General features: G+C 68.5%; 20 protein-coding genes. 13 read left to right on the top strand and 7 right to left on the bottom strand.

The annotated features are described in order from the left end of the window. Window positions 1–12 precede the first annotated feature (12 nt). Window positions 13–633 carry a glutathione transferase gene (gene yfcF, locus BM013_RS25990; RefSeq protein WP_093130539.1) on the top strand — a complete coding sequence of 207 codons (621 nt, stop codon included), beginning with the start codon at window positions 13–15 and terminating at the stop codon, window positions 631–633. 15 nt (window positions 634–648) lie between these two features. On the opposite strand, the gene BM013_RS25985 is transcribed toward yfcF, so the two are convergent. After that, the gene (locus BM013_RS25985) at window positions 649–963 is read right to left on the bottom strand and encodes an EthD family reductase (RefSeq protein WP_093130538.1); all 315 of its coding nucleotides are present in this window, start codon (window positions 961–963) and stop codon (window positions 649–651) included. Between the two features lie 117 nt (window positions 964–1080). On the opposite strand from BM013_RS25985, the gene BM013_RS25980 reads away from it, so the two are divergent. The 7 genes from BM013_RS25980 (at window position 1081) to BM013_RS25950 (ending at window position 7992) form a co-directional block, all read left to right on the top strand. Beyond that, complete coding sequence (locus BM013_RS25980; protein ID WP_093130537.1) at window positions 1081–2001, top strand: 2-hydroxyacid dehydrogenase; 921 nt, start codon at window positions 1081–1083, stop codon at window positions 1999–2001. 99 nt (window positions 2002–2100) lie between these two features. Continuing rightward, the gene (locus tag BM013_RS25975) at window positions 2101–2850 is read left to right on the top strand and encodes an IclR family transcriptional regulator (RefSeq protein ID WP_093130536.1); all 750 of its coding nucleotides are present in this window, start codon (window positions 2101–2103) and stop codon (window positions 2848–2850) included. Then, window positions 2847–3242: a cupin domain-containing protein gene (locus BM013_RS25970; RefSeq protein ID WP_093130535.1), complete on the top strand. Its 396-nt coding sequence runs from the start codon at window positions 2847–2849 to the stop codon at window positions 3240–3242. The genes BM013_RS25975 and BM013_RS25970 overlap by 4 nt, the downstream gene beginning before the upstream one ends. Window positions 3243–3269: 27 nt before the next feature. Next, a complete protein-coding gene (locus tag BM013_RS25965) occupies window positions 3270–4286 on the top strand; it encodes a Bug family tripartite tricarboxylate transporter substrate binding protein (RefSeq protein WP_093130534.1) in 1017 nt (338 codons plus the stop codon). 268 nt (window positions 4287–4554) lie between these two features. Continuing rightward, complete coding sequence (locus BM013_RS25960; protein ID WP_093130533.1) at window positions 4555–5778, top strand: CaiB/BaiF CoA transferase family protein; 1224 nt, start codon at window positions 4555–4557, stop codon at window positions 5776–5778. Beyond that, complete coding sequence (locus BM013_RS25955) at window positions 5775–6944, top strand: acyl-CoA dehydrogenase family protein (protein WP_093130532.1); 1170 nt, start codon at window positions 5775–5777, stop codon at window positions 6942–6944. The genes BM013_RS25960 and BM013_RS25955 overlap by 4 nt, the downstream gene beginning before the upstream one ends. A gap of 127 nt (window positions 6945–7071) precedes the next feature. Then, entirely contained in the window at window positions 7072–7992 is a 921-nt protein-coding gene (locus BM013_RS25950) for a hydroxymethylglutaryl-CoA lyase (protein ID WP_093130531.1), read from the top strand. 24 nt (window positions 7993–8016) lie between these two features. On the opposite strand, the gene BM013_RS25945 is transcribed toward BM013_RS25950, so the two are convergent. The 4 genes from BM013_RS25945 to nirB form a co-directional block, all read right to left on the bottom strand. Next, window positions 8017–9768, bottom strand: a complete 1752-nt coding sequence (locus tag BM013_RS25945) for a bifunctional protein-serine/threonine kinase/phosphatase (protein ID WP_093130530.1) — start codon at window positions 9766–9768, stop codon at window positions 8017–8019. A gap of 11 nt (window positions 9769–9779) precedes the next feature. Continuing rightward, window positions 9780–10592: a formate/nitrite transporter family protein gene (locus BM013_RS25940; RefSeq protein ID WP_093130529.1), complete on the bottom strand. Its 813-nt coding sequence runs from the start codon at window positions 10590–10592 to the stop codon at window positions 9780–9782. An 84-nt stretch (window positions 10593–10676) separates the two neighbouring features. Beyond that, window positions 10677–11036, bottom strand: coding sequence for a nitrite reductase small subunit NirD (gene nirD / locus BM013_RS25935; protein WP_371270621.1), 360 nt, complete (start codon window positions 11034–11036; stop codon window positions 10677–10679). Between the two features lie 26 nt (window positions 11037–11062). After that, window positions 11063–13603 carry a nitrite reductase large subunit NirB gene (gene nirB / locus BM013_RS25930; protein WP_093130528.1) on the bottom strand — a complete coding sequence of 847 codons (2541 nt, stop codon included), beginning with the start codon at window positions 13601–13603 and terminating at the stop codon, window positions 11063–11065. A 485-nt stretch (window positions 13604–14088) separates the two neighbouring features. Here nirB and BM013_RS25925 point away from each other — a divergent pair, with 485 nt between their 5' ends. The 5 genes from BM013_RS25925 to BM013_RS41335 all read left to right on the top strand — a co-directional run bounded on the left by BM013_RS25925 (window position 14089) and on the right by BM013_RS41335 (window position 17698). Then, the gene (locus tag BM013_RS25925) at window positions 14089–14577 is read left to right on the top strand and encodes a YbaK/EbsC family protein (RefSeq protein ID WP_093130527.1); all 489 of its coding nucleotides are present in this window, start codon (window positions 14089–14091) and stop codon (window positions 14575–14577) included. Then, on the top strand, window positions 14574–14831 hold the full coding sequence (locus BM013_RS25920; RefSeq protein ID WP_093130526.1) for a DUF1289 domain-containing protein: 258 nt from the start codon (window positions 14574–14576) through the stop codon (window positions 14829–14831). The genes BM013_RS25925 and BM013_RS25920 overlap by 4 nt, the downstream gene beginning before the upstream one ends. Then, window positions 14828–15469 carry a 2-hydroxychromene-2-carboxylate isomerase gene (locus BM013_RS25915; RefSeq protein WP_093130525.1) on the top strand — a complete coding sequence of 214 codons (642 nt, stop codon included), beginning with the start codon at window positions 14828–14830 and terminating at the stop codon, window positions 15467–15469. Before BM013_RS25920 ends, BM013_RS25915 begins: the two co-directional genes overlap by 4 nt. Before the next feature lie 236 nt (window positions 15470–15705). Beyond that, entirely contained in the window at window positions 15706–17400 is a 1695-nt protein-coding gene (locus BM013_RS25910) for an MFS transporter (protein WP_093130524.1), read from the top strand. Between the two features lie 148 nt (window positions 17401–17548). Beyond that, entirely contained in the window at window positions 17549–17698 is a 150-nt protein-coding gene (locus BM013_RS41335) for a hypothetical protein (RefSeq protein WP_177206608.1), read from the top strand. Between the two features lie 114 nt (window positions 17699–17812). Here the strand turns inward: BM013_RS41335 and BM013_RS25905 are convergent, their stop codons facing one another. Then, window positions 17813–18925, bottom strand: a complete 1113-nt coding sequence (locus BM013_RS25905; RefSeq protein ID WP_093130523.1) for an ABC transporter substrate-binding protein — start codon at window positions 18923–18925, stop codon at window positions 17813–17815. A gap of 189 nt (window positions 18926–19114) precedes the next feature. Then, window positions 19115–20236 (bottom strand): ABC transporter substrate-binding protein, encoded by a 1122-nt coding sequence (locus BM013_RS25900; protein ID WP_093130522.1) that lies wholly within the window; start codon window positions 20234–20236, stop codon window positions 19115–19117. Between the last annotated feature and the right edge of the window lie 122 nt (window positions 20237–20358).

The raw sequence follows: 20358 nt of genomic DNA, 5'->3' as shown, positions 1-20358 counted from the left end.
GAGCCATTCTTGATGCAGGACCCGATCCGCCTTTACGTCGACGCCCAGTTCGCGAGCCCTTACGCCATGTCGGTGTTCGTGGCCTTGCATGAAAAGCAGCTGGCCTTCGACATGCTGCCCGTCGACCTGGCGGCACTCGAACACCGGGGCGCCGGTTTCTCGCAGCTGTCGCTGACGCAGCGCGTGCCGACGCTGGTGCATGGCGACTTCGCGCTGTCGGAGTCGTCCGCCATCACCGAGTACATCGACGAGGTGTTTCCGGGGGCGCCGCTCTATCCGACGGAGCCCCGCGCCAAGGCCCGCGCGCGGCAACTGCAAGCCTGGCTGCGCAGCGACCTGATGCCGATCCGGCAAGAGCGTTCGACCGAGGTCGTGTTCTTCGGCCCGTCGAGCGTGCCGCTGTCCGCGGTGGCGCAGGTGTCGGCCCGGTCGCTGTTCGATGCGGTCGAGGCGATGCTGCCGGTGGATGCGCAGAACCTGTTCGGTGAATGGTCGATTGCCGATGTCGACCTGGCGCTGATGTTGAACCGGCTGGTGCTGAACGGGGATGCCGTGCCGCAGCGGCTGGCTGCATATGCGACGCGGCAGTGGCAGCGGCCCTCGGTTCAGCGGTGGGTGGCGCTGGCGCGCTGATGCACTGACGAGGCGTCAGCCCACCACCACTTCGCTGATCTGCATCAACGGCGCGATGTCGGTGTAGTTCTTCACGTCGCCCATGATCTCCTTCATGTGCGGTCCGAACGCCTTCTGGAAGGCCTCGACCGATTCGCTGAACACGTGGCACATGCCGACGTAGGTGGGGTCGGAGCCCGGGGCGCCGCCGGCCAGGCCCTTGTCGATGGTGTACGAGAGGCAGGCGTCGCCCATGCGCGCCTTCAGCATCGGCATGTGCTTGTCGCGGTAGTACGCGTGGTCGAAACGCGCGCCGGGGGTGTGGGGGTACATCACGCTGACTTTGATCATGGACAGGTCTCCTGAGGTAAGCGTTCGAGCATAGGAGATGGCCCCGGCCCGCACAAGCCGAGGGCGACTCGCGCGGGACCCGGTGCACCGCGGCGTCGCCGCCTAAGATTCGTCCCCATGCGAATCACCGTCTACCTCACCGACAACCGCCCAGACCCCTGGATCCAAGGCCTTCAGGCCGAACTCCCCGACGCCGTCATCGAAGCCTGGAAGCCCGGCGCGCCGCAGGCCGACCATGCCGTGGTGTGGGCGCCGCCGCAGGAGTTTCTCGACGAGCAGCCCGCGCTGCGCGGCATCTTCAACATCGGCGCGGGCGTGGATGCGTTGCTCAAGCTGAAGGTGCCGGCGCACGCGCGCATCGTGCGGCTCGACGACGCGGGCATGTCGGTGCAGATGGCCGAGTACGTGTGTCACACGCTGATTCGCCACTTCCGCGAGTTCGACGTCTACGAAGCCGACGCGAAGCAGGGCAAGTGGAGCTACCGCAAGCCGAAGCTGCGGCGCGACTTTCCGGTCGGCATCATGGGCCTGGGCGTGCTCGGCGAGCGCGTGGCCAGGGCCGTGGCGCAGTTCGAGTTTCCGGTGCTGGGTTGGAGCCGCTCGCCGAAGGCCATCGACGGCGTGCAGGTGTTCAGCGGCGAAGCGCAGTTCGACGAGTTCCTGTCGTCCACGCGCGTGCTCGTGAACCTGCTGCCGCTGACCGACGCGACGCGCGGCATTCTCAACCGCGACACGCTCGGCAAGCTCAAGCCCGAGGGCTACCTGATCAGCATCGCGCGCGGCGGCCACCTGGCGGAAGACGACCTGATCCCGATGCTCGATGCGGGCCAGCTCGCGGGCGCGACGCTCGACGTGTTCCAGGTCGAGCCGCTGCCGGCCGACCACGCGTTCTGGCGCCACCCCAGGATCACCGTGACGCCGCACGCGTCGGCGCGCACGCTGCGCGAGGAGTCGATCAGCCAGATCGCCGGGAAGATCCGCGCGATGGAGCAGGGCCTGCCGGTGGCCGGCGTGGTCGACCCGACGCGCGGCTACTGACGAAGGGTGCCGCCAGCGCGCGGCACCAAGCGAAGCGCCGAGGGGCAGGGAAGGGGAAACCCCGAGGCAATAGTTTTTCACAAGTATGAAAATCTTTTCATGACTGTGAAAACTGCGTTTCGCGTGATCGAGATCGTCGAGCTCTTCGCTCGCGAGAAGCAACCGCTGGCGCTGTCCGAAATGGCGCGCCTGCTCGACATGCCGGTGTCGAGCTGCCTGGGCCTGATCCGCACGCTCGAGGAGCAGGGCTACATGTACGAGACCGGCCGCCGCCAGGGCTACTACCCGACGGGCCGGCTGCTCGCGATGGCGCAGGTCATCGCCGCCCACGACCCGGTGCTCGACCGGGTGAAGGCCACGCTCGAGGAGCTGCGCGACGCGGCGCGCGAGACGGTGGTCTTCGGCAAGTTCCGCGACGCGGGCCAGGTGGTGTACCTGGAGGTGCTGAGCGCGCCGCAGGCCATCCGCTATTCCGCCGAGTCGGGCGAAACGCGTCCGGCGTATGCCAACTCGCTGGGCCGCGCGCTGCTGTCCACGCTGGCGTCCGAGGCGCGCCGCAAGCTGCTCGACGGCATGACGCTCGCGCCGCTGACCGAGGCCACGCTCACCACCGCCGAGGCCATCGAGGCCGAGCTGCAGCGCGGCGCCGCGCGCGGCTGGTACGGCAACCTCGGCGAAAGCATTCCCGACCTGATCGGCCTGGCCTGGCCGCTGCGCATCGGCGGCGAGGCCTACGCCATCTCGGTGGCCGGCCCGCGCTACCGCATGGAACCCCGCATCGAGGAGGTCGCTGCGATGCTGCGTTCGGCCTGCCTCGCCATCGAACCCAAGACCGAAAGCCCCCGATGACCACGACCGCCGCCGCGCCCCGCTACTTCGTCCGCGAGGACGAGATCACCGGTTACCACCCCGCCAACCACACCGGCACGCTGAACAAGCGGCTGATCGGCCCCGAGACGGTGGGCGCGAAGCAGCTCGAGGTGCTGGTGGGCCACATCCAGAAGGGCAAGGGCGCGCTGCCGCATGCGCACCCGGGCATCGAGCAGGTCTGCTACATGCTCGAAGGCCGCGCGGTCGCCGAGGTCGACGGCCAGCGGCAGGAGCTGCACCCCGGCGACAGCTGCTTTTTTCCGGCCGATGCGATGCACACCTTCACGGTGGTGAGCGACGAGCCGGTGCGCGTGCTGGTGATCTACAGCCCACCCTACGAGGAACTGCCGGAACGCGTGATCCGGCCCTGACCCGACAACAACCCGGAGACAAACCCAATGCAGACAACGAAGAACGCGACCGAGAAATCGGTCGTGGTGGCGAACCGCCGCCGTTTCATTTCCATCGGCGCGGCCACGGGCCTCGCGGGCGCCGTGCCGTGGGCCTTCGCGCAGGACGCCTACCCGAAGCTGCCGATCAAGCTCGTCGTGCCGTTCGCGGCCGGCAGCGGCACCGACGCGGTGGCGCGCATCACCGGGCAGATGCTCGGCGAGGCGCTCAAGGCCTCGGTCATCGTGGACAACCGCGCGGGCGCCAACGGCGTGATCGCGGCCGAGCTGGTGGCCAAGGCGCCGCCCGACGGCTACACGCTGTTCATGACGACCAACACCACGCACTCGGCCAACCCGAGCCTGATGAAGTCGCTGCCCTACGACCCGGTGAAAGACTTCGCGCCGGTCAGCCGCATGGGCAACCTGCCGTTCATGCTGGTGGTGAACAACGAGCTGCCGGTGAAGAACGTGGCCGAGCTGCTGGCCTGGGGCCGCGCGCACCCGGGCAAGCTGACCTATGCCAGCGGCAACAGCACCGGCATCGTGAGCGGCGCGACGCTGTCGCGCATGAGCGGCGTGCCCATGCTGCATGTGCCGTACAAGAGCACGCCGCCGGCCATTGCCGACCTGATCGGCGGGCAGGTGTCGATGATGGTGGTCGACCTTGCCGCGGGCCTGGCCACGGTGAAGGCCGGCAAGATGCGCGCGATCGCCGTGACCACGCAGGAGCGCACCAAGCTCTTTCCGGAGCTGCCGCCGCTGGCCGACACGCCCGAGCTCAAGGGCTTCGACATCACCTCGTGGAACGGCGTGTTCGCGCCGGCCGGCACGCCGAAGGACATCGTGCGCAAGCTCAACAAGGCGCTGTCGGACATGGCCAACGGCGCGGTGTTCCGCGAACGGGTAAGCAAACTGGGCTTCGATGCGTTCGGCAGCACGCCGGAAGAACTGGGCGCGTTCACGGTGTCTGAGCTGGCGAAGTGGAAGAAGCTGATCCAGGCCGCCGGCATTCAACCCGAATGACCACGCTGTATTTCTCCGTGCCCTGCCGGAGGAGGGCAGGGGTGGGGGCCCGCGGCGCCACCATCGGGCGCTCTGCCTGCCCCCATCCCGGCCTTCCCCCGGAGGGGGAAGGCGCAATGCAGATGCAGGACCTCCGTGTGCAAACGTCCTTGATGTCTTGCTCCCTCCCCTCCCGGGGGAGGGTTGGGGTGGGGGCACGCGGCGCATCCATCGGGCGCTCTGCCCGCTCCCATCCCAGCCTTCCCCCAAAGAGGGAAGGAGCAAGGACATGAACGCCACCGGACCTCTCGAAGGCATCCGCATCCTCGACCTCACGGCCGTGGTGATGGGCCCCTATGCCACGCAGACACTCGGCGACCTCGGCGCGGACGTCATCAAGGTCGAGCCGCCCGCCGGCGACAACCTGCGCGCGGTCGGCCCGATGCGCCACGCGGGCATGGGCGCGATGGCGATGCACCTCAACCGCAACAAGCGCTCGATCGTGCTCGACCTCAAGCAGCCCGAGGGCCGCGAGGCCTGCCTGAAGCTCGCGGCCAGCTGCGACGCGCTGATCTACAACACGCGCCCGCAGGCGATGGCGCGGCTCGGGCTCGGCTACGACGTGGTGGCCGCGGCGAACCCGAAGATCGTCTACCTCGGCGCGTTCGGCTACGGCGAGCAAGGGCCCTACGCCGGCAAGCCCGCGTACGACGACCTCATCCAGGGTGCGGCGGGCGTGGCCTCGCTGTTCGCGCAGCAAAGCGGCGGCGATCCGCGCTATGCGCCCGTCACGCTGGCCGACCGCGCCGTGGGCCTGCAGGCGGCCATCGCGCTGCTTGCCGCGGTGCTGCACGCGCAGCGCACCGGCAAGGGCCAGGCGGTGGAGGTGCCGATGTTCGAGGCGCTCGCGCAGTTCGTCATGGGCGACCACCTCGGCGGCCACAGCTTCGAACCGCCGCTGGGCCCCACCGGCTACGCGCGCCTGCTCGCGCCGCACCGCAAGCCCTACGCCACGGCGGACGGCCACCTCAGCGTGCTGATCTACAACGACAAGCACTGGCAGGCCTTCTTCGACGTGATCGGCCGGCCCGAGCTGCGCGACTCGCCGATGTTCGGCTCGCACACCGCGCGCGCCGCGAACATCGGCGCGGTGTACGCCTTCGTCGCCGAAGTGATGGCCACGCGCACCAGCGACGCATGGTTCGCCGCGCTCGATGCGGCCGACATTCCCGTCGCGCGCCTGCACAGCACCGACAGCCTGCTCGGCGACCCGCACCTGCGCGCGGTCGACTTCTATCCCGAGTTCGACCACCCGAGCGAGGGCCGCATCCGCACCCTCGCGCCGGTCGGGCGCTACAGCGCCACGCCCACCGCCATCCGCCGGCCCACGCCGCGCATCGGTGAGCAGAGCGTGGAGCTGCTGCGCGAAGCCGGCTACGGCGACGAGGCCATCGAGCAGCTGCTTGCGCGCGGCGTCACGCTGCAACCCGACCCCACGAAAGACAGCGAATGAATTTCTCCCTGAACGAAGACCAGCGCTCGCTGGTCGCGGCCATCGAACGGCTGTGCGAAGACTTCCCCGCCGACTACTGGCGCGACCACGACGACCGCGCCGTGTTCCCGCACGCGTTCCACCGCGCCGTGGCCGAGAGCGGCTGGCTCGGCATCGCCATGCCCGAGGCGCAGGGCGGCGCGGGGCTCGGCATCACCGAGGCGGCGCTGATGATGCGCGCCATCAGCGCGTCGGGCGCGGGCATGTCGGGCGCGTCGTCGGTGCACATGAACATCTTCGGGCTCAACCCGGTGGTGGTGTTCGGCAGCGAGGAACAGCGCCAGCGCTTCCTGCCGCCGCTGATCGCGGGCACCGAGAAGGCCTGCTTCGCCGTGACCGAGCCCGACGCGGGGCTCGACACCACGCGCCTGAAGACGCAGGCGGTGCGCCAACCGAATGGCAGCTACCTGCTGCACGGCCGCAAGATCTGGATCTCGACCGCGCAGGTGGCCGACCGCATGCTGATCCTCACGCGCACCACGCCGCTGGACCAGGTGAAGAAGCCCACGCAGGGCCTCACGCTGTTCTACACGCCGCTGGACCGCAGCAAGGTCGAGGTGCGAGAGATCCACAAGCTCGGGCGCGCGGCGGTCGACTCCAACATGCTGTTCATCGACGGGCTCGAGGTGCCGGAAGAAGACCGCATCGGCGAGGAGGGTCGCGGCTTCGAATACATCCTGCACGGGCTGAACCCGGAGCGCATATTGATCGCGGCGGAGGCCATCGGCATCGGCCGCGCGGCGCTGCGTATCGCATCGCAATACGCGCAGGAGCGCGTGGTGTTCGGCCGGCCCATCGGCCAGAACCAGGGCGTGGCGCACCCGCTGGCGCGCGCCTGGGCCAACCTGGAAGCAGCCGACCTGATGATGCTCAAGGCCGCCACGCTGTACGACGCGGGCGAGCCCTGCGGCACCGAGGCCAACGCGGCCAAGTACCTCGCGGCCGAGGCGGCGCACGACGCCTGCCAGAACGCGGTGCTCACGCTGGGCGGCATGGGCTACGCGAAGGAATACCACGTCGAGCGGCTGCTGCGCGAGAGCTACATTCCGCGCATTGCGCCGGTGAGCCCGCAGATGATCCTGAACTTCATCGCCGAGAAGGCGCTGGGACTGCCGAAGTCGTACTGATGGCGCCATTTGCAACCCCGCAGGCACGCATTGCTACCTTCCGGGACTTGTGTACCAGGCGGGGCCATTGCATGTGGCGGACAATCGAAGGCGGTTTTTCATCCGCCCGCGACGCCAGAGACATCCCATGAAACTCCCAACCAAAGTCAAACTCGTCGACGTCGGCCCGCGCGACGGCCTGCAGAACGAAAAGCAGCCGGTCTCGGCCGAAGTGAAGATCGGTCTCGTGCACCGCCTGCAGGACGCGGGCCTGAACGAGATCGAGGTCACCAGCTTCGTGTCGCCCAAGTGGGTGCCGCAGATGGCCGACAACGCCGAGGTGATGCACGGCATCCAGCGCAAGGCCGGCGTGCGCTACTCGGTGCTCACGCCCAACATGAAGGGCTTCGAGGCCGCCATTGCCGCGCCGCGCGAAGAGTGGCCCGACGAGATCGTGGTGTTCGGCGCCGCCAGCGAGGCCTTCAGCCAGAAGAACATCAACTGCTCCATTGCCGAGAGCATCGAGCGCTTTGCGCTCGTGGTGGCCGCGGCGCGCGAGAAGGGCATCCATGTGCGCGGCGCCATGTCGTGCACGGTGGGCTGCCCCTACGAGGGCGAGATCGCGCCGGCCAAGGTCGGCTACCTCGCGCAGCTGATGAAGGGCATCGGCGTGCAGCGCGTGGACGTGGCCGACACCATCGGCGTGGGCACGCCGCGCAAGGTGCAGGCGGCGATGGAGGCCACGCTGGCGCACTTCGATGTAGCCGCCATTTCCGGCCATTTCCACGACACCTACGGACAGGCGCTGGTCAACACGCTGGCTGCGCTCGAGCTGGGCGTGTGGAACTTCCAGTCGTCCTCGGCCGGCCTGGGCGGCTGCCCGTACGCCAAGGGCGCGACGGGCAACGTGGCGACCGAGGACGTGGTCTACATGCTGCAGGGCATGGGCATCGAGACCGGCATCGACATGGACAAGCTGATCGACGCGGGCGTGTACATCAGCCAGGCGCTGGGCCGCGAGCCGAACTCGCTCGCGTCGAAGGCCATCCGCGCCAAGCGGGCCGGCTGAACCGCGAGCGCTGCGGCGCCGTCTTCAGTGACCGAAGGCGCGCAGCCCCAGCAGCACGACCACCGCGGCGGCCAGCAGCACGGTCGTGCATTGCCAGAACAGCACCGGGCGGCGCTCGATCAGCGCGGGTGAGCGCGCGCTGAGGAACTCGGGGCCGGGCGCCCTGAGGTCGTGCGCGAACTCCGACACCGCCTCCTGCCGCTTCATGGCCTGCGGATGCAGCGCCTTCTGCAGCACCGCGTCGACCCATGCGGGCAGGTCGGGGCGGAAGTGCCTCACCGGCACATAGCGCAGCCGGCCGACATCGGCGGGCGAGCGGATGCGCGAGGCCTGCAGGCCGTAGGGCAACTGGCCGGAAAGCATCCGGTAGGCGATCACGGCCAGCGAGAACAGGTCCGAACGGGCCGTGCCGCCGTGGCCGACAAAGTACTCCGGCGCGGTGTACTGCAGCGTGCCTTCGATGGCCAGCGCCCGGCGCTCGCCGCTGCCGTCGGCCAGCCCCGCCACGTGGGTGGTGGCCAGGTCGATGATCTTCACGGTGCCTGCGCGGTCGATCATCACGTTCTCGGGCCGCATGTCCTGGTGCAGCATTTCCTTGCCGTGCAGCGCCTGCAGGCCGCGCGCCAGCTGCTCGACGACGCCGCGCACGCTGTCCAGCGGCGGGCGCGGGTTGTCGACCATCCACTGCGCGAGCGTGTGGCCTTCCACGTACTCCATGGCCACGTACAGGTGGCTGCGCGTGCGCGTGACGGCGCTGGCCTTGAGCACGTGCGGGCTGTCGATGCGCCGTGCCACCCATTCCTCGCGCACGAAGCGGTCGAGGTAGTCCGGGTCGTCGCGCAGGTCGACCGACGGCAGCTTCAACACCGCGGGCTGGCCGGTGGCGTCGTCGGTGGCCAGGTAGACGTGGCTGCGCGCGCTCATGTGGATCTCGCGCACCAGCGTGAAGCCTTCGAAGCGGGCCCGCGGTGCGAGCGCGGGCGGCATCGCCAGGCCTTCGCGCTGCAGTTGGGCCGGCGGCGCGTCGGCCACGGGGAGTTCGTCGATGCGCAGCAGCTGGACCGTGCTGTCGTCGTCGCTGCCTTTGGCCTGGGCGGCCTGCGCGATCAGGCGCGCGGCCGCGTCGAAATCGTCCGCGCCACGGGCCAGCGCGTCGTTCACCGTGGCGGCATCCAGGTGCGCGTAGGCGCCGTCGGTGGCCAGCAGGTAGACCTCGCCCACCTCCGCCTCCCAGCAGCGGTAGTCGATCTCCACGTTGGCGCCGGCGCCCAGCGCGCGGCCCAGGTACGACTCGGCCGACGACACGTGCACGCGGTGGTCTTCGGTGAGCTGTTCGAGCGCGTTGGCGTGCAGCCGGTAGATGCGCGCGTCGCCGATGTGCAGCAGGTGCACGTCGCGGCCCTTGAGGATCAGCGCGCTGAAGGTGCAGACGTAGCCGCTGTCCTTGTCGAAGCGCGCGTCGCTGCGCATCGTCTGCGCATGCAGCCACGCGTTGGTGGCGTTCAGCACGCGCTGCGCGGAGCGCCGCACCGACCACGCATCGGAGGTCGCGTAGTAGTCGTCGAGAAAGCCCCGCACGGCCGCCGCGCTCGCCACCTGGCTCACGCGGCTGGAGCCGATGCCGTCGGCCAGCGCCACCGCGATGCCCTTGGCCGCGCGCAGGGCGCCCTCGGGCAGCATCGCGCCGTGGAAGTCCTGGTTGACCTGCGACTTGGCGCCCGCCAGCGAGTGCTGGCCGAGCGTGACGCGCAGCGCCTTCCGGGGCGAGGCGGGCATGCGCTCGCGGATCAGCCGGCGACGCGCTTGGGCGCCGTCTTGTAGTGCGTGGCGTACAGCGTCAGGCCGACGAAGGTCAGGCCGCCCACCAGGTTGCCCAGCACGGTGGGCAGTTCGTTCCAGATCAGGTAGTCCATCAGCGTGAACTTGCCGCCCAGCATCAGGCCGGTGGGGAACAGGAACATGTTGACGATCGAGTGTTCGAAGCCCATGTAGAAGAAGATCATCACGGGCATCCACATGCCGATGGCCTTGCCCGACACGGTGGTCGACATCATGGCCGCGACCACGCCGGTGGACACCATCCAGTTGCACATCACGCCGCGAATGAACAGCGTGAGCATGCCCGCGGCGCCGTGCGCGGAGTAGCCGAGCGTGCGGCCTTCGCCGATGTGGCCGAGCCGCTCGCCGATGGCGTTGGGCGCTTCGCTGAAGCCGAAGGTGAAGATGACGGCCATGAACACCGCCACCGTGAGCGCGCCGGCGAAGTTGCCCACGAACACCAGGCTCCAGTTGCGCATGACGCCGCCCCAGGTGGCGCCGGGGCGCTTGTCGAACACGGCCAGCGGCGCCAGCGTGAACACGCCGGTCAGCAGGTCGAAGCCCAGCAGGTACAGCATGATGAAGCCGACCGGGAACAGCATCGCGCCGACCAGCGCATTGCCGGTGTTCACGGTGATGCTGACGGCAAAGGCCGCGGCCAGCGCGAGGATGGCGCCCGCCATGTACGAGCGGATCAGCGTGTCGCGTGTGGACATGAGCAACTTGGATTCACCGGCATCGACCATCTTGGTGACGAACTCGGCGGGGGCTAGGTAGGCCATTCTTTTTCCTTGAAGAAGCGTGAAGACGAAAAGCGTGAAGACGAAAAGCGCGAAGACGAAACGAATGAAAAGGAGGGCGGTGCCTCAGGCCAGCGCGACCAGCACGCGGCCTTCGTGCACGCGCACGGCATGCGCGCGCACCGAGTGCTCGGGCGCCTCGATGCATTCGCCGTTGCGCAGGTCGAAGTGGTTCTTGTAGAGCGGCGAGGCCACCACGATGCGGTCGCCCAGGCTGCCGACCAGTCCGCGCGACAGCACGCTGGCCTTGGCCTTGGGGTCGACGTTGTCGATGGCGAACAGCGACTGTTCCTGGCCGACGCTGAAGATCGCCACGTGCACGCCGTCGACGAGGGCGCACACGCCGGTGTCGGGAAGGATGTCGGTGGCGGCGCACACCGGGGTCCACCGGATGTCTTGCGAGGCGATGGAGGTCATCGAGGTCATGGGGTTTCCTTGGGTGTTCGTTCAGTTCAGGCCATCGACACATCGGCGGCTTTGGCGCGCTCCTCGGTGCGCTCTTCGGTGCGCGCCGGGCGGATCTGGCCGCGCTCCTGCACGAACACGATGTGCTCGTCGGGCTTCTCGCTGTTGACGAAGGAGCGGAAGCGCTGGCGCGTGACGGGGTCGTTCACCGCGGTCTTCCATTCGCACTGGTAGGTGTCGACCACGCGCTGCATCTGGGTCTCGAGCTCGCCGCCCAGGCCCAGCGTGTCCTGCAGCAGCACGCCCTTGAGGTAGTCGAGGCCGCCTTCGAGGTTCTCGCGCCAGGTGCTGGTGCGCTGCAGGCGATCGGCCGTGCGCACGTAGAACATCAGGAAGCGGTCGATCAGGCGGATGAGCTCGGCCTTGGTGAGGTCGCTCGCGAGCAGCTCGGCGTGGCGCGGCTTCATGCCGCCGTTGCCGCACACGTACAGGTTCCAGCCCTTGTCGGTGGCGATGATGCCCACGTCCTTGCCCTGTGCCTCGGCGCATTCGCGGGTGCAGCCCGACACGCCGAACTTGATCTTGTGCGGCGCGCGCAGGCCCTTGTAGCGGTTCTCCAGCGCCACGGCCAGGCCCACGCTGTCGTCCACGCCGTAGCGGCACCAGGTCGAGCCGACGCAGCTCTTCACCGTGCGCAGCGACTTGCCGTAGGCATGGCCCGACTCGAAGCCGGCCGCGATCAGCTCTTCCCAGATGGCGGGCAACTGCTCCACGCGCGCGCCGAACATGTCCACGCGCGCGCCGCCGGTGATCTTGGTGTACAGGCCGTACTTCTTGGCCACCTGGCCCACGGCGATCAGCCCGTCGGGCGTGACCTCGCCGCCCGGCATGCGCGGCACCACCGAGTAGGTGCCGTCCTTCTGGATGTTGCCCAGGAAGTAGTCGTTGCTGTCCTGCAGGCCGGCCAGGTCTTTCTTGAGCACGAACTCGTTCCAGCACGACGCGAAGATGCTCGCGGCGGTGGGCTTGCAGATGTCGCAGCCCAGGCCCTTGCCGTGCTTGGCCAGCAGGGCGGCGAAGCTGCGGATCTCGCCCACGCGCACCAGGTGGTACAGCTCCTGGCGCGAGTAGGGGAAGTGCTCGCACAGGTGGTTGTCGACGGCCATGCCGCGCTTGGCCATTTCCATCTTCATCACCTGCGTGACCAGTTGCACGCAGCCGCCGCAGGTGGCGCCGGCCTTGGTGCAGGCCTTCATCTCGGCGCTGGTGCACACGCCCTGGCCCACGGCTTCGCAGATCTGGCCCTTGGTGACGTTGTTACACGAGCAGATCTGCGCGGTGTCGGGCAGCGCGTCCACGCCCAGGCCCGGCCTGGCCTTGCCGTCGCTGGACGGCAGGATCAGGAACTCGGGGTCGGCCGGCAGCGCGATGCCGTTGAGCGCCAGCTGCAGCAGCGTGCCGTACTCGGCGGCGTCGCCGACCAGCACCGCGCCCAGCAGCTGCTTGCCGTCCTCGCTGACGACGATCTTCTTGTAGACCTGCTTGCGCTCGTCGATGTACTGGTAGGCGCGCGACTTCGGCGTCTTGCCGTGCGCGTCGCCGATGCTGGCCACGTCCACGCCCATCAGCTTGAGCTTGGTGCTCATGTCGGCGCCGGTGAAGGCGGCGTCGTCCTGCCCGGCGATGTGCCTGGCGGCCACGCGGGCCATGTCGTAGCCTGGCGCGACGAGGCCGAAGGTCTGCTCGTTCCACGAGGCGCATTCGCCGATCGCGTAGATGTCGCGGTCGCTGGTGCGGCAGTGGCTGTCCACCGCCACGCCGCCGCGCGGGCCGACGGCCAGCACGCTCTGGCGCGCCAGTTCGTCGCGCGGGCGGATGCCGGCGGAGAACACGATCATGTCGGTCTCCAGGTGCGTGCCGTCGGCGAACACCATGCGGTGGCGGGCGGTGGCGCCGTCGGTGATCTCCACGGTGTTGCGCCCGGTGTGCACATGCAGGCCCAGGTCCTCGATGCTGTTGCGCAGCGCGCGGCCGCCGCCTTCGTCGACCTGCACGGCCATCAGGCGCGGCGCGAACTCCACCACGTGGGTTTCCAGGCCCATGTCGCGCAGCGCCTTGGCGCATTCCAGGCCCAGCAGGCCGCCGCCCACGACCACGCCGCTGCGCGACCTGGCGCCGCAGGCCTTCATGGCCTCGAGGTCCTCGATGGTGCGGTAGACGAAGCAGCCGGGGCGGTCGCGGCCCGGCACGGCGGGCACGAACGGGAAGGAGCCGGTGGCCAGCACCAGCTTGTCATAGGGGATCACCTCGCCGTCGGCGGTGGTGACGGTGTTGTTGCGCCGCTCGATGGCCGCGGCGCGGGCCGCCAGGCGCAGCGTGAAGCCGCTGCGCTCGAAGAAACCGGGCTCGACCAGCGACAGGTCTTCGGCCGTCTTGCCGGCGAAGAATTCGGACAGATGCACCCGGTCGTACGCCGGGCGGGGCTCTTCGCACAGCACGGTGACCTGTGCATTCGCGACGCCGAGCTCGTGGAGTTGCTCGAGGAACTTGTGGCCGACCATGCCGTGGCCGATGACTGCGATCTTCATTGGGGGTCCTGCACGCAACCGGTCCGGGAAGCCGTGGCCCGCTGAACGCTGTCTGTAGATGGACAGCTGCAGTGGAGCCCCCGCGACGGAACGGATGCGAAATTGGGTTGGAGCGGACGAACCGGCGGCGTGGGGCCATCGGCTCGCTCGAACCCCGCCGTCGTTAGCGGAGGCACTGTGACCCGCCATCAAGTCAGCGGGTCTACGCTCGTGTCCAGCAATATCCGTGCCGCCGCAAAAACCGCCTGAAAGCCGTGTCCGCGCCCGGTCGCGCACCGAAATCGCACCGCCGCCGGCACCGCGCGCACGGGCGTCGTGCGCCCTGGCCCGGCGCGCGTCTCTGCATTGGTGCGCCCGGCGAAGGGGCGTCAATCGGTGCCGAACGCGGGTGCGCGGGGCTTTTCCGTATGCTCAGGGGGCCTGCAACGCGGGGGCGACCGCCCCCACCATCTCCCCCTACAACCTGCCAACCTGCTGAACCAGCCATGTGCGGCTCCGAACTCCATTCCCTTCCCGACGGTGTCCAGCGCGTCTCGCGCGTGCTCCAGGACGCCGGCCATCCCCATTCGCCGCGCATGCTCGACGACGCCTGCCGCACCGCGCAGCAGGCGGCCGACGCGCTCGGCATCTCCGTCGGGCAGATCGCCAAGAGCATCATCTTTCGCCGCAAGAGCGACGAGGCGGCGGTGCTGGTCATCACCTCGGGTGACAAGCGCGTCGACGAGAAGAAGGTCGATGCGCTGGTCGGCAAGACCGGCCGCGCCGACGCCGACTTCGTGAAGTCGCGCACCGGCTTCACCATCGGCGGCGTGTCGCCCGTGGGGCACGTCACCAAGCCCGTGGTGCTGATCGACCGCGAGCTGTTCCGCTTCGAGGAGATCTGGGCCGCCGCGGGCCATCCGCATGCGGTGTTCCAGCTGCGCCCGCAAGACCTCGAGAAGCTCACCGGCGCGCCGGTGGCGGACGTGGTGTGAATTTCGACACCGCTGAAACACTGGCCGAACGCGCCGTGGCCGTGCAGGGCGCGGCCGACGCCGTGCCTTCGCCCTGCACCTCGGTGTGCCGCATGGACCGCCTGAGCGGCTTCTGCGAAGGCTGCCTGCGCACCATTCCCGAGATCGCGGGCTGGAGCAAGATGGAAGACGAGACGCGGCGCCACGTGTGGCGCGCGATAGAGTTGCGCGCACGTGCCGGCATCTGGCGCGTGCCTGGAGACACCCCCGCATGAAGCACATCGACTTCTACCTGGACTTCATCTCGCCCTACGCGCACCTCGCGTTCGAGCACCTGCCCGAGGCGCTCGAAGGCCTGAGCTACAGCGTGGCCTACAAGCCGGTGCTGCTGGGCGCGCTGCTCAAGCAGCACGGCCAGCTCGGCCCGGCGGAGATTCCGTCCAAGCGCAGCTGGACCTACCGCCACGTGCTGTGGCTGGGCCACACGCACGGCATTGCCATCGAGATGCCGGCCTCGCACCCCTACAACCCGCTCGCGCACCTGCGGCTCGCGCTGTCGACCGGCGACGACGGCACCGTCAGCCGCCTCGTGGCCGAGACCGTGTTCCGCCACGTGTGGCGCGGCGGCGAGGAAGCGGGCGACGCCACGCGCCTCGCCGCGCTCACCGCGCAGCTCGCGCCCCGGCGCGACGCCAACAGCGACGAGAGCAAGGCGCTGCTCAAGCGCAACACCGACGAGGCGCTGCAGCGGGGCGTGTTCGGCACGCCGGCCTGTGTGGTCGATGGCAGGCTGTTCTGGGGCTTCGACGGCCTCGCGATGCTGCGCGCCTACCTGTCGGGCGACGCGTGGTTCGACGGTCCGCAATGGACCGGCGCCGACCAGCGCCCCTCGTTGCTGCGCAACAAGCCTTGAGCACATGGCTGCACAGCAAGGCCTGAGCACTTTGCTGCACGGCAGCAGGGTCTGAGGACAAACCCGAGCAGGCCTCCGATTTCTTACAAGCTGAAACGCGCCGCGCGGGTTTCACCTTAATTCGTAAGCGTCGGTTCAGTTTCGCGCAAGGCTCGGGTCAGTCGTGCCTCCAAGAATGCCTCACGGTCGTCCGGATATCGGGCGCCGCACGAACGCATACACACAGGAGACGACAAATGGCAGCCACACTAGATTCACGGGGAGTGCCGCATCCGGCCCCCCGGCCCATGTCAGCGGAGGAGAAGAAGGTCATCTTCGCTTCGTCGCTCGGCACCGTGTTCGAGTGGTACGACTTCTATCTCTACGGCTCGCTGGCCGCGATCATCGCGAAGCAGTTCTTCAGCGGCCTGGATGCGGGCGCGGCCTTCATCTTCGCGCTGCTGGCGTTCGCCGCCGGCTTCCTGGTGCGTCCGTTCGGCGCCATCGTGTTCGGCCGCCTGGGCGACATGATCGGTCGCAAGTACACCTTCCTGGTGACCATCCTGATCATGGGCCTGTCGACCTTCATCGTCGGCCTGCTGCCCAGCTACGCGACCATCGGCGTCGCGGCGCCGGTGATCCTGATCGCGCTGCGCATGCTGCAGGGCCTGGCGCTCGGCGGCGAGTACGGCGGTGCCGCCACCTACGTGGCCGAGCACTCGCCGCACGGCAAGCGCGGGGCCTACACCTCGTGGATCCAGACGACCGCCACGCTGGGCCTGTTCCTGAGCCTGCTGGTGATCCTGGGCGTGCGCGAAGGCCTGGGCGAAGCGGTGTTCAACGACTGGGGCTGGCGCATTCCGTTCCTGGTGTCGATCCTGCTGCTGGGCATCTCGGTGTGGATTCGCCTGACGCTGTCGGAATCGCCCGCCTTCCAGAAGATGAAGGCCGAGGGCAAGACCTCGAAGGCGCCGCTGGCCGAATCGTTCGGCGAGTGGAAGAACCTGAAGATCGTGATCCTGGCGCTGGTCGGTCTCACGGCCGGCCAGGCGGTGGTCTGGTACTCGGGCCAGTTCTACGCGCTGTTCTTCCTGACGGCCCAGCTGAAGGTCGATGCGACCACGGCCAACCTGATGATTGCCGCGGCGCTGCTGCTGGGCACGCCGTTCTTCGTGATCTTCGGCACGCTGTCGGACAAGATCGGCCGCAAGCCGATCATCATGGCCGGCTGCCTGCTGGCCGTGGTCACGTACTTCCCGGTCTTCAAGATGCTGACCGAAGCCGCCAACCCCGACCTGGCCCGCGCGCAAGCCACGGCCGGCGTGACGGTGACGGCCGACCCGGCCACCTGCTCGTTCCAGGGCAACCCGGTGGCCCGCGAGATCGACTTCAAGAGCTCGTGCGACATCGCCAAGCGCTACCTGGTGCAGAACTCGGTGAGCTATGAGAACGTGGCCGGCGCGCCGGGTTCGAAGGCGGTCGTGAAGATCGGCGACAAGACCGTCGAGGCCCCCATCGGCAACGTCGTGAACCTCAAGTTCGACGAAGGCTCCGCCAAGGAAATCGCCGCCTTCAAGAAGGGCGTGGCCGAAGACCTGAAGATCGCGGGCTACCCGTCCAAGGCCGACCCGGCCAAGATGAACAAGGTGCTCACGGTGCTGCTGCTGTTCTGGCTGGTGCTGCTGGTGACGATGGTCTACGGCCCGATCGCCGCGATGCTGGTCGAGATGTTCCCCACGCGCATCCGCTACACCTCGATGAGCCTGCCGTACCACATCGGCAACGGCTGGTTCGGCGGCCTGCTGCCGACCACGGCCTTTGCCATCGTGGCGTCGACCGGCAACATGTACAACGGCCTGTGGTACCCGATCATCATCGCGGGCATCACGCTGGTGGTGGGCACGCTGTTCATCCGCGAGACCAAGGACGTGGACATCTACGCGAACGACTGAGTTCCGCGTTCGCACACGGCAGGAGGGCGCTGCGCCCTCCGCTCCACAAAGAGGCTTCATGCCAACCGCATGAGGCCTTTTTCTTGAGCCGTCCGGTTCAGAGCTTCAGCGCTTCATCGATCCATCCGTTCTTCAGGAGACAGCACCCATGTGGAAACTCGTCGTCGGCTTCGTCATCTTCGCCGCCCTTGCCCTGTATGTGATTTCGAAGGCCGGTGACAAGGTCGACATGTCGGGCGAGAAGCACGGCGGCGACACCACCGCGCATGAGCCCGCGCCGGCTGCGGCGCCGAAGTAAAACGCCGGCCGCGGCGCCGAAGTAGAACCCCGGCCGCGGCGCCCAGGTAGAACGCCGGCCGCGGCGCCGAAGCAAGGCGCTGGCCGGGGGGCACGGAGAAACGGGGGGCGAACCCTAGCGCTTGAACCTGCCGTCGCTCACGATGGACAGGTCGACGTAGTCGATGCCCGTGTGGTCCGTGGGCGAGTAGCTCACGTCGAGGCCGCCGCCCAGGTCGTACTGGAAGGCGTTGAGCGTGGCGATCAGCTTGGCGCGCGTGGGCTTGGGCCCGGTGCGGCGCAGCGCCTCCACCAGCACCTTGGTGGCCACGAAGCCTTCGAGCAGCGCGGGCGACAGCTCGGTCTGGCCCTTGGCCTTGGCCAGCGTCATCGCCTCCTTGATGAGCGGGTGCGCCGCCGCGCGTTCGTAGGGCAGCACCTGCGTGATGATCACGCCCGCGCTGGCCGAGCCCAGTTCCTTGATGAAGCCCGAGGCCGCGTTGTTCGACAGCGTGATGATCTGCGCCGCCGAGCCCGCGGCGCGCAGCGCCTTGATGCCGTCGGTCACCGCCGTGCCCGAGCCGATCCACAGCACCGCCTGCGCGTTCGCCTTGGTCAGCTGCGGCACGATGGCCGCGTAGTCGGGCTTGTTGCGGTCGGCCAGCGCCACCACGGCCGGCTTGAGGTTGGCCTTCTCGAAGCCCTTGCTCGCGCCTTCCATCGCGTCCTTGCCGAACGAGTCGTCGGCCTGCACGACGGCAATGCGCTGGATGCCGGTGGTCTGCAGGTGCTGCACCGCCTTCTCGGCCTCGCGCTGGTAGGTCGAGCGCACGTTGAAGATGTTCTTCTGCACGGGCTTGTGCAGCGCCATCGCGCCGGTTGACGGGCCGACCAGCGCCACGCCGTACTTGTCGAGCAGCGGAATCACCGCCAGCGTGTTGGGCGTGCCGCGGTTCAGCAGCAGCGCCACCACTTTCTTGTCTTCGATCAGCACGCGGGTGTTCTCCAGCGAACGCTTGGCGTCGAGGCCGTCGTCCATGCGGATCACCTCGATCTGCTCGCCGTTGATGCCGCCCTGCGCATTGACCGCGTCGATCACCAGCTGCGAGCCGGCAATGGTTTCCTTCACGCTGGCCGCGACCGGGCCCGACAGGTCGGCCGACTGGCCGATCACGATCTGGGCCTGCACGCCGGGCGCCGCCATGGCCAGCAGGAGCGCCGCGGCGCAGGACGTCAACGTCTTCTTCATCGAGCAAAGCCTTTCCAAGGAGCGGGTGCTGGTGTCAGCAGGTGTGTAATGTGTTGCTGAACGTGACCGGCCGCTAGCTCGCGCAAACCCTGTCAAACCAAGGTTTCCAAGGCTCCTGCAGGCCCTCGAAAGCAAACGGCCCGCCGGAATGCCGGCGGGCCGTTGCGAAAAAAGCCTGGAAGAAGGGGCTCAGCGCTTGAAGCGCCCGTCGCTGATGATCGACAGGTCCGCGAAGTCGATGCCGCTGTGGTCCTGCGGCGAATAGCTCACCTCCAGCCCGCCGCCCAGGTCGTAGTTGCGGATGCTCTCGAGCGCGGCGACCATCCTGGCGCGCGTGGGCTTGGGCCCCGCGCGGCGCAGGGCCTCCACCAGCACCTTGGCCGAGGCGAAGCCCTCGAGCGCGGCCGGCGAGAGTTCCGCCTGGCCCTTGGCCTGCGCGAGGGCCAGCGCTTCCTTCACCATCGGCTGGCCGATGGCGCGCTCGCTCGGGAACACCTGCGTGACGATCACGCCCTTGCTGGCGTCGCCCAACTGCTTGATGAAGCCCGAGGACGCGTTGTTCGACAGCGTGACCACCTGCGCCGCCGAGCCCGCGGCGCGCAGCGCCTTGATGCCGTCGACCACCGCGACGCCCGAGCCGATCCACACCACGGCCTGCGCCTCGGCGCCCTTGATGGCGGGCACGATCGCCTTGTAGTCGGGCTTGTCGCGGTCGGCCGGGATGGTCACGATCGGCTTGGCCTTGCCCTTGGTGAAGCCGGCCATGGCGCCTTCGAGCGCGTCGGTGCCGAACGAGTCGGTCACGTGCACCACGGCGATCCGCGTGAGGCCGATGGTCAGCAGGTGCTGCACCGCCTTCTCGGCCTCGCGCTGGTAGGTGGCGCGCACGTTGAACACGTGCTTCTGCAGCGGCTTGTGCAGCACCATCGCGCCGGTCGAGGGGCCGACGAGCGCCACGTCGTACTTGTCGAGCCACGGCACGATGGCCTGCGAGTGCGGCGTGCCGCGGCTCATGAAGAGCGCGAGCACCTTCTTGTCCTCGATCAGCGCGCGGGCGTTGTCGCCGGCGCGCTTCACGTCGAAGGCGTCGTCCATGCGGATCACCTCGATCTTCTCGCCGTGGATGCCGCCTTGGGCGTTGGCCGCGTCGATCACCAGCTGCGCGCCGCCGATGGTCTCGTTCACGCTCGCGGCCACCGAGCCGGTCATGCCGGCGGTCTGGCCGATGAGGATCTGGGCCGACGCGCCCGTGGCGGTCATGGCCAGCAGCGCGAGCAGGGCGGTAGCGCAAAGGGTGCGCGTCTTCGTCATGGAAACCTTTCGGGGCAATTCAGCGGCCATTGGGAAGCCGATGCAAACAAACGTCGTATTTGTTTCCAGAAGTGACATTCATGCCATTCGTAGAAACCCCTGCGCAGTGGCCGACCTTGTGA

Origin of the sequence: Variovorax sp. OK605, assembly GCF_900115445.1 — a bacterium.
Taxonomy (GTDB): Bacteria; Pseudomonadota; Gammaproteobacteria; order Burkholderiales; family Burkholderiaceae_C; genus Variovorax.
This window is presented reverse-complemented; position numbering and strand designations above follow the sequence as displayed.

Bases quoted from the DNA above. Each gene is read 5' to 3' on its own strand.
- BM013_RS25925 (WP_093130527.1), top strand. From the start codon at position 14,089: ATGTGCGGCTCCGAACTCCATTCCCTTCCCGACGGTGTCCAGCGCGTC.
- BM013_RS25980 (WP_093130537.1), top strand. From the start codon at position 1,081: ATGCGAATCACCGTCTACCTCACCGACAACCGCCCAGACCCCTGGATC.
- BM013_RS25970 (WP_093130535.1), top strand. From the start codon at position 2,847: ATGACCACGACCGCCGCCGCGCCCCGCTACTTCGTCCGCGAGGACGAG.
- BM013_RS25945 (WP_093130530.1), bottom strand. From the start codon at position 9,768: ATGCCCGCCTCGCCCCGGAAGGCGCTGCGCGTCACGCTCGGCCAGCAC.
- BM013_RS25975 (WP_093130536.1), top strand. From the start codon at position 2,101: ATGACTGTGAAAACTGCGTTTCGCGTGATCGAGATCGTCGAGCTCTTC.
- BM013_RS25940 (WP_093130529.1), bottom strand. From the start codon at position 10,592: ATGGCCTACCTAGCCCCCGCCGAGTTCGTCACCAAGATGGTCGATGCC.
- BM013_RS25985 (WP_093130538.1), bottom strand. From the start codon at position 963: ATGATCAAAGTCAGCGTGATGTACCCCCACACCCCCGGCGCGCGTTTC.
- BM013_RS25900 (WP_093130522.1), bottom strand. From the start codon at position 20,236: ATGACGAAGACGCGCACCCTTTGCGCTACCGCCCTGCTCGCGCTGCTG.
- BM013_RS25910 (WP_093130524.1), top strand. From the start codon at position 15,706: ATGGCAGCCACACTAGATTCACGGGGAGTGCCGCATCCGGCCCCCCGG.
- BM013_RS25950 (WP_093130531.1), top strand. From the start codon at position 7,072: ATGAAACTCCCAACCAAAGTCAAACTCGTCGACGTCGGCCCGCGCGAC.
- BM013_RS25905 (WP_093130523.1), bottom strand. From the start codon at position 18,925: ATGAAGAAGACGTTGACGTCCTGCGCCGCGGCGCTCCTGCTGGCCATG.
- BM013_RS25965 (WP_093130534.1), top strand. From the start codon at position 3,270: ATGCAGACAACGAAGAACGCGACCGAGAAATCGGTCGTGGTGGCGAAC.
- BM013_RS25960 (WP_093130533.1), top strand. From the start codon at position 4,555: ATGAACGCCACCGGACCTCTCGAAGGCATCCGCATCCTCGACCTCACG.
- BM013_RS25915 (WP_093130525.1), top strand. From the start codon at position 14,828: ATGAAGCACATCGACTTCTACCTGGACTTCATCTCGCCCTACGCGCAC.
- yfcF (WP_093130539.1), top strand. From the start codon at position 13: ATGCAGGACCCGATCCGCCTTTACGTCGACGCCCAGTTCGCGAGCCCT.
- BM013_RS41335 (WP_177206608.1), top strand. From the start codon at position 17,549: ATGTGGAAACTCGTCGTCGGCTTCGTCATCTTCGCCGCCCTTGCCCTG.
- nirD (WP_371270621.1), bottom strand. From the start codon at position 11,036: ATGACCTCGATGACCTCCATCGCCTCGCAAGACATCCGGTGGACCCCG.
- BM013_RS25955 (WP_093130532.1), top strand. From the start codon at position 5,775: ATGAATTTCTCCCTGAACGAAGACCAGCGCTCGCTGGTCGCGGCCATC.
- nirB (WP_093130528.1), bottom strand. From the start codon at position 13,603: ATGAAGATCGCAGTCATCGGCCACGGCATGGTCGGCCACAAGTTCCTC.